Here is a 13,490-nt window from a genome sequence, read left to right on the forward strand (position 1 = left end):
TGACCATCTGTACCAATTAGCGTAGGGTACGCCAGCTACCGGCATCATACAACCCGGTGATTCCCTGACCCGTTAGTAACGCCTTAGCCCTTGCGCTTCGCACGCCTGACGCACAACACAATACAAGCGGCTTTTTATAACTTTTGATCTGCGACATCTTCGCCTCCAACTGGTCGAGCGGAATATTTATGGCCCCAAAGGCGTGGCCGCTGGCAAACTCACCCGGTGAGCGCACGTCAATAATCACACCTCCCTGCGCGATCACATCTGTGATCTGGCTGTTCTTTCCACTGCCAAAGACAGCTTTGATTAAATTCATCATCTGGATTGCTCGTTAAATTGATGATGTAAATCTCACTGGCTGCCAGTTTAGTATCTGTGATATTTATCACGCAACGGGGTACTGGTAGGTTTTCAGCGACGTGTAGCCTGGATCAATTGCCTGAAGAGACAAACTTAGTTCTGACCTACGTCAGTTGTTCGCTTAGTTGCCATTGTACCTGCATCGTTAAGCACTATAAACGAATAAGCATTGATGAGTCGGCCTATCAGCGCGAAAGACGGTGAGAGAAATTAACCCATTGCAATCAGATGAGCCAGTTGCTGGCTTGCCCGATCAATGTCGGCCCGTTTGGTTGCAGGCTGATCGAACCGGTTGAACGGGCGTAGTTCAAGTACATAGGTTTCTTCAACGGTCTCCTCGTCAATGGGCGTAAACAGCTTATATCCCACCGCTGTAACCGGCATAATGCCGTGCCGGGCTTTGAACCGAGCCAGTAACGTACCCAGCCAGGTATCGATAAGTTGACTACCGGCAGGCAGGTCCGCTATCGCAGGCAGGAATCGAACTTCTGCATGGTTTCGGTCGCGCATCCGTTGCTCGTCGGGGGTGAAATGCCCTTCGCAACTCGAAAATGTGTGTATTAACCCAGTTCGATTCATTGCCTCAACTATGGGCAAAATACCGGGTTCGATGTCAGTCAGCCCCACTGCGTTCTTGGTAGAAAGATACTATGTATGGCTATAAACGCAGTTACCACAGAGCCAAGCCGCTGCGGTAACTGCGTTTACGCGACTCATCAACGGGACTTCTGTTAATTGGCACTGCCACCGAGCGACGTTTTGCGGCTCACGATGCGGCCGGGGCCGCTGTGGTTGACGCTACCCCCCGTAGATGCTTTCAGAAAGAGTTCGTTTTCGGCGTACACCCGCACGCTGGCACCACTGGTCGCTTCAGCCTGGCAGGTCGCCGTAATTAGTTTGTTGGCTTCGATCGTTGCACCACCTGAGGCCGAGGCACTAACCGTTTTTGCCGACCCGGTCAGGGTAGCTGTGGATCCGGCACCTGAACTTAATTCTATATCTGTTGCATTCAGTGCCAGTGTAACCGTTGCTCCTGATTTTGCGGCTACGCCAATTTTTTCTGCTTTGAATGGGGTTTCGCCAGTCAGTTGTGCCCCCGACGACACAACGATGTCGCTTAGTTGCCGGGCTGTTAGGTAGGCTTTTATGTACCGATTCGTGTTTCGATCGGCTTTATTATTACCTAACCAGCCTTGCAGCTTCACGCCAAGTTTTAACTCACCGCCCTCAACGTCGGCAATAATGTCTTCCTTATCAAAACCCCGCGCTTCAATACGCAGCGCTTCCGCATCGCCCTGTGTCAGAAAAACCTGCACGCCTGTGCTTACCTTCAGCGCCGAGAAGTTCGACACTGTTGGATTCAATGTGATATCCTGAGCAGCCAGTTGACTGGCTACTGAGACAAAAAGGGCCACGATCAGGCCAGAAAATGAAGTTTTCATAGGTTCACGCAATTAATCCCGGTTAATATCACCTCCACCGGAGGTTTTACGACTTACTAACTGCCCGGGGCCGCGATAGGTTACGTCGCCCCCGCCCGATGCCCGCAGGTAAAGCTCTTTCTGTCCATATACCCGCGCATCGCCCCCGCCCGATGCGTCAGCATAACAGATGTCGGCAATCAGTTTGTCGGCATTCAAATCGGCACCGCTCGATGACGAAGCGGTTAGCTTACCCGCCGACCCACGCAGCGTTACATCGGCTCCGCTGCTGACTGACACCGTCAGCCGGTTCGCCTTCACGTCCAGTTCCACGTCGGCGCCACTGCTGGTATGTAGCGCCAGATCATTTACAACCAGGTTGGTTTCACCCTCTAGCTCGGCCCCCGACGATACGTCGATGTTGGTCAGGTTTTTCACCGTCACATAGGCCTTGACAGAATTTTTGCCTCCCAGTATACCTTTCCAGCCGTTTTCCCGTCGAATCGAGAGCACAAGTTTATTGCCACGCTGTTCAGAGATGATCTCGTCTTCTTCCAACCCTTTGGCTTCTATGCGTACCGATTCGGTGTTGCCCTGAGTTAGGTACACGCTGATACCCGCACTCACATCAAGGGCAGAAATACCCGCAAAGGTTTGGTCTCGCTTTACACTTTGCGCCGACAGGCATGAAGTAAGGCTTATTGCCAGGTAGGTAATCAGTAAAGGCGTTTTCATGAGTTGTCTGGATGTCTGTAGCCGTAAGATGCAGGACTGCTCTGAAAGGTTGCAGTCATTTATGACAAACGGCCCATTGCGCTGAAAAAGGTCTTCTTGACGGGGTAAACGTAATCTACGAGCCTTTGCCACCTTATCCCTCCGCCAACTCTTGCCGCTGACTGATCCTGTTCCTATCGTTGATCCTGCCAGAAAACTTTTACGGACTAATTGGATCAAAAAAATGGCTGTCGGTACAATGTTGCGTTAGGGCCGTACCTTTGCAGCGTTGTTATACCGAGAACCGTTTTTGGTCCGGCATGACGCATCAGCCCTCTTACATTCAATGACACTGTCGCGCAACACCAAAATCGGCCTGTACATTGCCTTTACGGTACTGTTTGTTTCGTTTACGTTCTACGGCTGGCAACTGGCCAAAACGCCAAATATTAACGCCCATACCGACGACGCAAAACCGTTTTCGCTGTATATTCCCAAGGGAGCCACTTTTGAATCGGTGATCGATACCCTGCAAAAGCACCAGGTTCTGGAGAATGAAATGACCTTTCGGTTTGTCTCGAAATTGATGAAGTACCCTGAGCGGGTAAAGGCGGGGCACTACCGCATGAAACCGGGAACGGGTAATTACGACGCCATCAAGAAGCTCCGCAGTGGTAGCCAGGACCCGATTGAACTGACATTCAACAGCAGCATTCGGCTGAAGAGCGAACTCATCAACAAGGTAGGCAGCAAGTTCGCGTTTGGTCCCGAACCACTGCGCGAACTGCTCGACAACCCCGATACCTGCAAACGCTACGGCCTGGATACAACCACGATTATCTGCCTGTTTATTCCGAACACGTACGAACTATTCTGGACAGCCAAACCCACGGCCCTGCTGAGTCGAATGGCCGATGAGTATAAGAAGTTCTGGACACCCGCGCGAAAGGCCAAAGCCGCCGCCCTGGGCCTGAGCCAGACCGAAGTGCAAACGCTGGCTTCGATCGTACGGGCCGAGACCATCAAATCAGATGAGCAGCCCCGCGTAGCGGGTGTGTACCTGAACCGCCTGAAACGTGGCATCAAGCTGGAAGCTGACCCAACGGTGGTTTTCGCCAATAACGACTTCACGATCCGGCGCGTGCTGAACAAACACCTGGCGTACAACAGCCCATACAACACCTACATGTATGCCGGTCTGCCCCCAGGTCCGATCAATCTGCCGCCGCCCACAGCTATCGACGCTGTACTGAATCCAGAACAGCACGACTATCTCTTTTTTGTTGCCAAAGCTGATTTCTCAGGTTACCACACTTTCTCGCGGAACATGACCGAGCATATAGCCAACGCCCGCATCTACCAGCGCGCGCTGAACGAGCGAAAAATCATGAAGTAAAAAAAGAGTCGTCAGTCCCAAACCGACCGTGCAGACTATCGACTCAGCACTGTCGACGTCCTCCCCTATGTTTACTTTCCTTGTTCCACCTGTCCGGGTGCGGTATGCTGATACCGACCAGATGGGGTACGTGTATTATGGCAACTACGCCCGGTTTTATGAGATTGGGCGGGTAGAAGCGTTGCGGAGCCTGGGCTTTTCGTATAAAGAGATGGAGGCGTCGGGGATTATGATGCCGGTGTACGAAAACACCTCGCGCTACCTGAAGCCCGCCCGCTACGACGACCTGCTGACGGTTGCGGTTACTATTCCTGAACTACCCCGCGCCCGGATCGTGTTTCAGTATGCCATCAGCAATGAAGCAGGTGAACTGTTGCATATGGGACAAACCACGCTGGTCTTCCAGCGGGCCGATACCGGTCGGCTGACGGCCGCCCCGGCTACATTACTGGAGCACCTCAAACCTTTTTTTGCACCGGGCGTTGCTTAACCATAGGTAACCGTAAGCAATGCAGAAAGGCCAGGTATATGTTTGAAAAACTAATGACCCTCAAATCCCTCTCAGGGACTCGGGTTTGGCTACGTACCCACAACGCCTTCAATTCAAAGAAAGATTGGTATAGTTTTCTGAGCCAAATCAGCGATAAGCTGTTCGATAACGACCTTAGCGAACGGGCAGCATCGGTAGCCTACAACCTTATTCTGGCCATTTTCCCGACCGTTATCTTTCTTTTTACGCTGATTCCATTCATTACGTTCATACCTGACCTGGAGCGGCAAATCATGGAATTTTTCGCTCAGATGCTCCCAATCGGGGCGTTTGATACAGTTGGCACAACCCTCAAAGATATTATCAGCCAACCCCGCGGGGGCGTACTTTCTTTTGGTTTTCTGCTGGCTCTGTATTCGGCCACAAGTGGCATGGTGGCGCTGATGAATGCGTTTAATTCATCGTACAAAACGTTCGAGCATCGTAGCTTTCTGGCTAAGCGGGGCATTGCCGTAGTACTGACCGTAGCACTGGCCATCTCGCTTTTTCTGGCCATTGGCCTCCTGGTTGTGGGCGGTGTAGTAATTGACTACCTTCTGAAATTCGGTGTATTCAACAACATCATTTCGTACTATGTGCTCAAGATTGCGCGGTACCTGCTCGTGTTCGCTGTTTTTGTTGGGGTTGTATCGCTTATTTACCGGTATGGACCCGATGTAAATATGAAGTGGACCTTCGTGTTTCCCGGTTCAATAACAGCCTCTGTACTGATTGTGCTGACAACGCTGGCCTTCTCTTATTACGTTTCCAACTTCGGCTCATACAATAAAGTTTATGGCTCCATTGGCACCCTTATCGCCTTGATGATCTGGACCAACCTGATCTGTCTACTAATGGTGCTCGGTTTCGAGATGAACGTTGCCCTGTTCGATCTGGCAGGCGACCGCAACCCGTCTGTTGCCAAGAAAACAACAAATGCCACCTCCAACATGTGAAGTGGCATTTGCGAACCCTAACCCATAAATGTGATCGCAGTCGGCAGGCAGGCACTTTGGCACACTTGCCGACATACGTATACAGTTATATCGAAAAATTGTGCCAAACATTAGTTCGCTTCCAAAATAAATTGGCTATTTCCGGTTACTCAAAAAAAAGCGGTATACCTTCCGCTAAGTGTTACTTTCATATCCAACAGTATTCTTAAGGACTTTCTCCAACATGAATTCACAATATGGATGGGCAACGGATCACCCAAGCAGGCGTCAGCACTCCAATGGCGCCATTTCTGAATAAGCATAAACCCTGGGTATCAGTAATTTGCACTAGTTTTAATCAGGTTACATACATCCAGGATAGTCTCCATTCGGTGGTTGGGCAAACGTACCCAAATGTGGAACTGATTATTGTTGATAATGCCAGTACAGACGGGTCAGCTGAGCAGATCAGATCATTTTGTAAAAAGTACCCGGCCACCCAATTTATTCACAATATCACGAACCGAGGCCTTTGCCGCGCGTTCAATCAAGGGCTGGCGAGGGCAGTTGGCGAATACGTCATCGACCTGTCGGCTGACGACGTTATGTTACCAAATCGAATAAGTCGTCAAATCGAACAATTTTTATCGCTACCTGCCTATTACGGGGTTGTCTTCTCAAACGCGACCTACATAAATGAGTCAGGTGAATTCCTCCGGCATCACCATCCTGTGCGCCCCGACGGGCGCACTACCGAACGTGTTCCGACGGGCGATGTCTTTCAGGAGGTGTTAACACGTTATTTCATCAATACGCCTACTATGATGATGCGGCGTGATATGCTGACCGCGCTGGGCGGTTATGATGAGTCTCTGGCGTATGAAGATTTTGATCTATGGGTCCGTTCGGCACGGCATTACCGATACGCTTACATAGATGAGGTACTAACACAGAAGCGCCTGTTAGCCGACTCGCTGGGCCAGCAGGTAGTCAGGGTAGACAATCAACTGCTCGACTCTACCTGGCGCGTTTGCCAGAAAGCCTACGCACTCTGCCAAACCACCGACGAGTACAAAGCATTAGCCGACCGCCTGAGGCAGTTTATCCGGAAGTGTTTTTATGCCGAGCAATATGAACTGGCTTCTAAATTCGGGCGGCTTCTTGGCAAAATTGAACCCCCTGGTTTGGCCTCGCGGGCTATTCTTCTGCTCTGCCGCATGCATCTGCCTGTAAACGGGATGTATAGACGCTACCGGTTAGCCACCAAATGAAAGTTAGTGAACAATTCTCGATGAACAGGCAGCAATTATCAAGTCTCAATTGTTGTGTACAAGACTAAAGAACGCACCCAAGCGACATTATGCGTGTCGATTGATCATTGATCGTTGTCTGTATGCCTGCTGAACTCATAAAACTATACCCTAAAAACCCTGACCTGACCCTGATTCGGAAGGTGGCGAAAGCCCTGCGCGACGGGGCCGTGGTCATTTACCCAACTGATACCATCTACGGGCTGGGCTGCGATATTCATAATGCGCGGGCGGTTGAGCGCGTAGCGCGCATAAAGGGAATAAAGCCGCAGAAGAACGATTTTTCGTTTATCTGCTACGACCTCAGTCATATCGCCGACTATGCCCGGGTTAGCAACTCAGCCTTCAAGCTGATGAAACGGCTCCTCCCCGGCCCCTACACGTTTATTCTTGACGCCAACAACAACGTCCCCAAACTGTTGAACTCCAGCAAGAAAACGGTAGGTATACGGGTGCCCGACAATGACATTCCCCGGCTGATTGTGCAGGAGTTGGGCAACCCGATTATCACCACGACCCTGCGCGAGGGTGGTCCCGAAGACCTTCCAGAAGGCATTGCCTACAGTACCGACCCCGAACTGATTTACGAAACCTATCGCCACGACGTCGATATCGTAATTGATGGCGGTTACGGCGGTTATGCGCCCTCAACCATCGTCAACGCCACCACCGACGATTTTGAGGTTATCCGGCAGGGACTTGGCGAGGTGGATTGGGAATAGCCATTCGCACCCGATTACTTAGCTGGCCAAGGCCGCTTTGAATGCAGCCAGTGTACGTTGAGCGCCACTCCAGACAAAGAACGTGTCAGTGCCAACGGCCATGAATCGTGTTCCACTGGCTAGCTCGGCGGCAATTTGGTCGGACTGCTGCATGAACAGGCCAACAGGGACACTTTTTCGCGAACAAGCTAACTTCACCGCGCGGATAGCCTGCTGAACAACCGGATTGGCCACATCGCCTAGCTTGTTCATACTGCCCGACAGGTCATAAGGGCCAATAAATACGCCATCGATGCCATCTACGCTCAGGATGTCATCGAGGTTGTTGACTGCCTCCTGGTGCTCAATCTGGATGATAACGGCCACCGACTGATTAGCCGATTGAAGGTATTCCGAAAACTGAAGGCCATACTGATGCGCTCGGGCAATGCCAACGCTTCGTTTTCCCAATGGCGGATACTTCGCAGATTCGACCGCTTGGCGCGCTTCGGCAGCCGTATTTACCAGCGGGACAATCACGCCATCAGCGCCACTGTCCAACGCTTGCTTAATCAAAATCGGGTTGTTGTCAGCCACCCGAATAATGGCGCTACAGTCATTCTTTATAGCTTGCAAGATGCGTTGAGCATCATTGATGGAAAGCGCTCCGTGCTCCATATCAATAAATAGCCAGTCGAACCCGGCTAGTGAGAGTAGTTCGCTGAGTTCGGGCGACGGCAATGAAACTAACGTACCCAGTAATGGCTGGGCACCACGGAGCTTTTCTGCAAATGTCATCTTCCAGGGATAAAATCTAACTTACCTACGTCTTCAAATCAGTGTCACGTTGCCTGCAACGATAGCAACCAACCTAAACCGCTTAACTGCATCTACACCATGAGAATCTTTCTTTGCCTTAGTTTTTGCCTTGGCACCGCATACAGTGCATTCGGGCAAAATGCGACTTATCTGGCACTCGCCAAAAAAGCGGACTCCCTTTATCAAGCAAAAGACTACAAAAATTCGGCCCTCACCTATTCTAATGCGTTCAAAGCGAATGGTTGGGTAGGCCTATCAACGGATCGATATAACGCTGCCTGCTCCTGGGCCCTTGCTAATAATGCTGATAGCGCTTTTTTTCAGCTCAATCGAATTGCTACGAAAGCGGGTTACGCCAATTATAACCACATCACTACAGATGCTGATCTGGTATCGTTACACCGCGACGACCGCTGGAAACCACTACTGGTACTTATAAACCAGAATAAAGAGAAAGCAGAAGCTAACTTCAACAAGCCGCTGGTAGTACAGCTAGATTCCATTTACAAGGACGATCAACAGTATCGGCAACAACTGAATGATGTTGAAAAACAGTATGGCTTGGAGTCAAACCAGGTAAAAGCACTTTGGGCGATCATCACAAAAAAGGACGCGGCTAATCTGACCAGGGTGCGGGCAATTCTGGACAAATATGGCTGGCTTGGTAGTAACGTGATTGGCCAGCAGGGCAATTCAACGTTATTTCTTGTCATTCAGCACGCCGACCAGCAGACCCAGGAGACGTACCTGCCTATGATGAGAGACGCGGTGAAGAAAGGAAACGCAGCAGGCAGCGCTTTGGCGTTGCTGGAGGATCGAGTGGCGCTGGGGCAACACAAACGGCAGATCTATGGCAGCCAGATTGGTAGAAACACCCAAACAAAGCAATATTACGTCCTGCCTTTGGAAGACCCCGATAACGTCGACAAACGAAGAGCCGACGTTGGACTTCAACCGTTGGCTGAGTATGTCAGTCGCTGGCAGATCAAATGGGATGTGGAGCAATACAAAAAAGACCAGCAAGCCAACGAACCGAATCAGGAGCACAAATAGCTGGTGCACAAAGCCAATAAGTAGTCTGTTGACTCGCAGCGCTTTGGCAATTACAGAACGTCCTGCCTATTAGCCATGCCCTCCATCGACCGGAACACATTCCTGAAAGAGATTTCCCTGCTGGCTGGTGCCTCCCTGCTGACGGGACCACTGTTTGGCGCGCCGCCCGTTGTGAAAAAAGTGGCTTATAAGCTGGGTTTTGTTACGTACCTGTGGGGAAAAGACTGGGACTTACCCACGCTGATTACTAACTGCGCCGACGCCAATATATTGGGTGTAGAACTGCGTGTGGAGCACGCCCACAAGGTGATGCCCGACCTAAGCGCGGCACAGCGGCTGGCCGTAAAGAAGCTGTTTACCGACAGTCCCGTTAAGTTGCTTGGTCTGGGCACAAACCAGCAGTTCGATTACGTGGATCAGGCACAAGTAAGGGCTTCGATTGAACGCACGAAAGAATTTATCCGGTTAAGCGCCGATGTGGGCGGAACAGGCGTGAAGGTAAAGCCCAACGCCCTGCATAAGGGAGTACCCGCAGAGAAAACACTAACCCAGATTGGAGAGGCATTGAATGAACTGGCCAGTTACGGCGCCACATTAGGGCAGCAAATCCGGCTGGAAGTACATGGCGAAGAAACGCAGGAGCTACCCAATATCAGGAAAATTATGAACGTGGCCACCCATCCCAACGCTACGATCTGCTGGAATTGCAACCCGCAGGATCTGAACGGCAACGGTTTTCAGGCCAATTTTAATCTGGTCAGTCATCGGCTGGGGGCCACCTGCCATGTGCGCGAACTCGACCGGACCGATTACCCTTATCAGGATCTACTGACCAATCTGGCCAACCTAAACTACACGGGCTGGGTATTGCTGGAGTGCCACACTGATCCAGCCGACAAGGTTGCATCGATGAAGGCGCAACGAGTCGTATTCGACCGCATGACGGGCCGGGTATAATCCACCTAATCGACCGTCAGACTGACTATAAGGCACTTTTCCACAAATGAGTGTGGAAAAGTGCCTTATAGACTAAACTTCGTCTACTGTCGCCACTTTTTTGAAATCGTCCCAGAAAGAGGGATATGATTTAGCCACAACGCCGGGTTCATTGATAATGACCGAACGAAGCATAGCAATAGGCGCAAACGCCATTGCCATTCGGTGATCATCGTATGTGTCAATTTGTACGGGCAAATTACTGATTGGAGCCGTTACTGGCCGCACTTCATACCGCTCGTTTGTCACTACGTCAACCAGATCAGCCCCAAACTTGCGCAATTCGTTTTGGATAGCAACAACTCGATCCGTCTCTTTAATCTTCAAACTTTCGATGCCTGTAAACGTGGCTGGAATTCCTTTCAGCGCGCAACAGACAGCCACGGTCTGAGCCAGGTCAGGGCAGTTTGTGAAATCGACGGTTAGCCGGTCGGCAGCCTCTTTTTTAGTTAGGCGGAACCCCCTACCCGTATACGTTGCCTGCACTCCCAGTTGGTCCATAATACCGACGATAGCACTATCGCCTTGTAGTGATTGCTCTTTCAGACCAAGCAATTCAATGTCGGCATCGGCGGCGAGGGCTACGGTACTGAACCAATAGCTCGCTCCCGACCAGTCAGACTCGATAGCGTAGGCGGTTGGTGTATACGTACCTGCAGGAATCTGAATAACCTGCGCTGCCCAGTCGGCGGTGGCGTTTACACCAAACGCGGCCATTTGCTGCAGCGTCATCGTCATATAAGGCACCGACCCCAGGGCACCCGTCAGGTGAAGGGTCAGGCCAGATGGCAGATATGGAGCCACCATGGCTAATGCCGAAATATATTGGCTGCTCACATCACCCCTAATACTCAGCTCATTAACACCCGTAGACTGAAAACCAGCCGTTTGCAAGGGAGGATATCCCTCCTGCCCCAGGTACGTTACGTCGGCACCCAGGGTGCGGAGTGCCTCGACCAGCAAGCCAATTGGCCGCTCACACATCCGGGGCGTACCGGTCATGATTTTGGTCTGACCCGTCAGCGCAAAATAGGCAGTCAGGAAACGCATGGTTGTACCCGCGTCAAGCACATCGGCCGTAGGCGCATCGGTATCGCGAAGGAGACGAATCATCGTTTGCGTATCGCGAGCCGTCGAGAGGTTATCGAGTTGGCAACGAAATCCGGTCAGTGCATCAAGAATAAGCGCGCGGTTGCTTTCACTTTTCGATGAGGCGAGGGCTATAGTGGCCCGAACGGGCTGATTAGGGGGCGTCAGTAAGAGGGCATTCATGCCGCAAATGAACGCAATTTTCAGCTACGACCCGGCCATTTTTTGACAGTACTGGTCAAACAGGCTAGTTTGGCAACTACGTCCGGCACGTTAAGCAACAGGCCGTTTTTCCTTCGAGAGTTGTGGTATACTGGCTGTAGACAACCAGAACTGCTGGAGCTGCTCAACCGTACGAGTCAGATCTGCATACTGATGTGGCTTGGTAATGAACGAATTAGCGCCCATCGAATAAGCTCTCGTTACATCCTCACGCTGGCTCGACGTAGTCAGTATCAGCACGGGCATCGTTCGGTACGCTTCGGTGTTTCGCAGGTGACTCAACGTCTGGAAACCGTCCATGATGGGCATGTTCAGATCCAGCAGCACCAGCGTAGGTCGCTTTTCGGCTACCGTCAATTCGTTAATCAACTCTTCGCCGTTGGTAAAAAAAACAAGATTGCACGACAAACCCGTGGAGGCAAATGCCGTTTGGAGGAGAAATTGGTCATCCTCGTCGTCTTCAGCCACAAAGATGGTATGCTCGTTCATCTCCCCTTACTTTATCGGTTAACTATCTACGTATAAAGGTACCGTCACCTTCTTATAAATCCAAATTCTATCAAACGGCTATTAATTAAAGTCACAATTGGTTAACATAACCGTTTACGTAGAAACGTGATCGGGCGTTGAAACTACTTAGTCCAGAGCACCTTAATTCGATGGCGATCATTGATTGTATACGTTCGGTGCGATAATTTGTAGCAAATTCCACCGCCTAGCAATAAGAGACCACCGGGTACCAGCGACTTTTTATCGAACTCAAAGCGGCCAGTCCGTCCATCAAGGCTTCGGGGGTTTACAAAGTCAGCAACCATAAACACGACAGCTGCGGCAGGTAGCAGATAGCCCAGTTCGGTAACAAACGGTATCCGGCGTTTCAGATACACACGCTGCACATCGGCTAGTGGAAACGAGAGTGCCTGCGGCTGATCGTATAGTTCATTTTGAAAAGCAATTGTAAACGCAGTATCGCTGACGGCCGTCAGCGGATACCGGTATTTATCGCCGTCTGATTTTACCCGAAAAGCCATTGTTTCGCCAGGGAAAATGCGGTAGCGCCTGAAATGACCAAACATACCGGTAGCATCAATGGCCAGATAACGATTTCGCACAACAGAGGCGGGCTGCCCATCAACAGCCGGGAGCGTATCGGCCACGGCGCGCTGTTCTGGTTCCTGCATACGTACTCCCGGAACGGTAGCAGGCTGCGCTAAACATACACTGACGTTCAGCCACACAACATTGACAAGAAATAGAAAGCGTAGCGTGTTCATACCATCATACCATTTTTATACCTGCTCAACGCGTTGCATGAAGGAAAGGTTATATTAGTACCAGCCCAATGCTACCCCCTACTTGCTGACTCCGCCCGACACGATCAGCTTCATAGCCTCTGAACTAGACATGGTTAGCAACTTAACATTATCGGCAGGGACCAGATAGAGCTCACCCGAAAAAGCGTAAGAATGTGGACAGTAAACCATAACTGCGTCATCGAGGCCGAGGTTGCTTATGTCCGTTTGGGTAATGAAGCCAATCTTACGAATTCCTGACTCGCGATTCATCAGCACCAGAACGGGCTGATTAAACTTCTTTTTATCGCCGACAAACGCCGAAATAAGGTCCTTGACCGAAAAATAGATCAGGCTGACCAGCGGTAAATGCCGAATAGAGCCTTCGAACAGTGAGGCAAACGACTGGGGTATTACGGTTGAAATCAGCAGACCAGACCCTAAAATAATACCGGTCATGATCAGAAAGCCAATGCCCGGAATATTGACGGGTACCAGCCCATCTACCCATACAAACACGCTATAAATGACATAGATGGTCAGGCCCAGCGGAGCAATGGCCAGTAGCCCGCGTCCAAAATAAGCCACCAGCCGACTGATAAATAGGTTAGTCATGCGGTAAAATTAAGTTTCGTGTTCCAGGTTTCAAG

Annotated in this window: 16 protein-coding genes; 7 read left to right on the forward strand and 9 right to left on the reverse strand. The window is 50.9% G+C overall.

All coding sequences use genetic code 11. The features are described from left to right. Positions 1 to 16: 16 nt before the first annotated feature. The 4 genes from F7231_RS09110 to F7231_RS09125 all read right to left on the reverse strand — a co-directional run bounded on the left by F7231_RS09110 (position 17) and on the right by F7231_RS09125 (position 2,519). Positions 17 to 322, reverse strand: coding sequence for a rhodanese-like domain-containing protein (locus F7231_RS09110; RefSeq protein ID WP_166691692.1), 306 nt, complete (start codon positions 320 to 322; stop codon positions 17 to 19). 251 nt (positions 323 to 573) lie between these two features. Then, positions 574 to 942: a hypothetical protein gene (locus F7231_RS09115; RefSeq protein ID WP_229365012.1), complete on the reverse strand. Its 369-nt coding sequence runs from the start codon at positions 940 to 942 to the stop codon at positions 574 to 576. 152 nt (positions 943 to 1,094) lie between these two features. Next, positions 1,095 to 1,805: a head GIN domain-containing protein gene (locus tag F7231_RS09120; RefSeq protein ID WP_166691693.1), complete on the reverse strand. Its 711-nt coding sequence runs from the start codon at positions 1,803 to 1,805 to the stop codon at positions 1,095 to 1,097. A gap of 12 nt (positions 1,806 to 1,817) precedes the next feature. After that, positions 1,818 to 2,519 (reverse strand): head GIN domain-containing protein, encoded by a 702-nt coding sequence (locus F7231_RS09125; RefSeq protein WP_085410758.1) that lies wholly within the window; start codon positions 2,517 to 2,519, stop codon positions 1,818 to 1,820. A gap of 331 nt (positions 2,520 to 2,850) precedes the next feature. Here F7231_RS09125 and mltG point away from each other — a divergent pair, with 331 nt between their 5' ends. The 5 genes from mltG (at position 2,851) to F7231_RS09150 (ending at position 7,390) form a co-directional block, all read left to right on the forward strand. After that, positions 2,851 to 3,894 (forward strand): endolytic transglycosylase MltG, encoded by a 1,044-nt coding sequence (gene mltG / locus F7231_RS09130; protein WP_166691977.1) that lies wholly within the window; start codon positions 2,851 to 2,853, stop codon positions 3,892 to 3,894. Between the two features lie 67 nt (positions 3,895 to 3,961). Next, positions 3,962 to 4,384, forward strand: coding sequence for an acyl-CoA thioesterase (locus F7231_RS09135; protein WP_085410759.1), 423 nt, complete (start codon positions 3,962 to 3,964; stop codon positions 4,382 to 4,384). Between the two features lie 53 nt (positions 4,385 to 4,437). Then, a complete protein-coding gene (locus F7231_RS09140; protein WP_310589190.1) occupies positions 4,438 to 5,379 on the forward strand; it encodes a YihY/virulence factor BrkB family protein in 942 nt (313 codons plus the stop codon). Between the two features lie 278 nt (positions 5,380 to 5,657). Then, complete coding sequence (locus tag F7231_RS09145) at positions 5,658 to 6,629, forward strand: glycosyltransferase (RefSeq protein ID WP_166691694.1); 972 nt, start codon at positions 5,658 to 5,660, stop codon at positions 6,627 to 6,629. A gap of 122 nt (positions 6,630 to 6,751) precedes the next feature. Continuing rightward, positions 6,752 to 7,390, forward strand: coding sequence for an L-threonylcarbamoyladenylate synthase (locus tag F7231_RS09150; RefSeq protein WP_085410762.1), 639 nt, complete (start codon positions 6,752 to 6,754; stop codon positions 7,388 to 7,390). Positions 7,391 to 7,408: 18 nt separating this feature from the next. Here F7231_RS09150 and F7231_RS09155 read toward each other — a convergent pair whose 3' ends face one another. Next, a complete protein-coding gene (locus F7231_RS09155) occupies positions 7,409 to 8,167 on the reverse strand; it encodes an HpcH/HpaI aldolase family protein (protein WP_166691695.1) in 759 nt (252 codons plus the stop codon). A gap of 99 nt (positions 8,168 to 8,266) precedes the next feature. Between F7231_RS09155 and F7231_RS09160 the strand changes: the two genes are divergently transcribed. Both F7231_RS09160 and F7231_RS09165 read left to right on the forward strand, forming a co-directional pair. After that, a complete protein-coding gene (locus F7231_RS09160; protein WP_166691696.1) occupies positions 8,267 to 9,241 on the forward strand; it encodes a DUF6624 domain-containing protein in 975 nt (324 codons plus the stop codon). Positions 9,242 to 9,316: 75 nt separating this feature from the next. Beyond that, positions 9,317 to 10,198, forward strand: coding sequence for a sugar phosphate isomerase/epimerase family protein (locus F7231_RS09165; protein WP_166691697.1), 882 nt, complete (start codon positions 9,317 to 9,319; stop codon positions 10,196 to 10,198). Positions 10,199 to 10,270: 72 nt separating this feature from the next. On the opposite strand, the gene F7231_RS09170 is transcribed toward F7231_RS09165, so the two are convergent. From F7231_RS09170 to F7231_RS09185, 4 genes are all read right to left on the reverse strand, one after another. After that, entirely contained in the window at positions 10,271 to 11,509 is a 1,239-nt protein-coding gene (locus tag F7231_RS09170; RefSeq protein WP_166691698.1) for a 3-phosphoshikimate 1-carboxyvinyltransferase, read from the reverse strand. A gap of 90 nt (positions 11,510 to 11,599) precedes the next feature. Beyond that, a complete protein-coding gene (locus tag F7231_RS09175; RefSeq protein ID WP_085410767.1) occupies positions 11,600 to 12,037 on the reverse strand; it encodes a response regulator in 438 nt (145 codons plus the stop codon). A 143-nt stretch (positions 12,038 to 12,180) separates the two neighbouring features. Next, a complete protein-coding gene (locus F7231_RS09180) occupies positions 12,181 to 12,822 on the reverse strand; it encodes a hypothetical protein (protein ID WP_085410768.1) in 642 nt (213 codons plus the stop codon). Between the two features lie 78 nt (positions 12,823 to 12,900). Next, the gene (locus F7231_RS09185) at positions 12,901 to 13,455 is read right to left on the reverse strand and encodes a DUF502 domain-containing protein (protein WP_166691699.1); all 555 of its coding nucleotides are present in this window, start codon (positions 13,453 to 13,455) and stop codon (positions 12,901 to 12,903) included. Positions 13,456 to 13,490: the final 35 nt, after the last annotated feature.

Source organism: Fibrivirga algicola, from assembly GCF_011742925.1.
GTDB lineage: Bacteria > Bacteroidota > Bacteroidia > Cytophagales > Spirosomataceae > Fibrella > Fibrella algicola.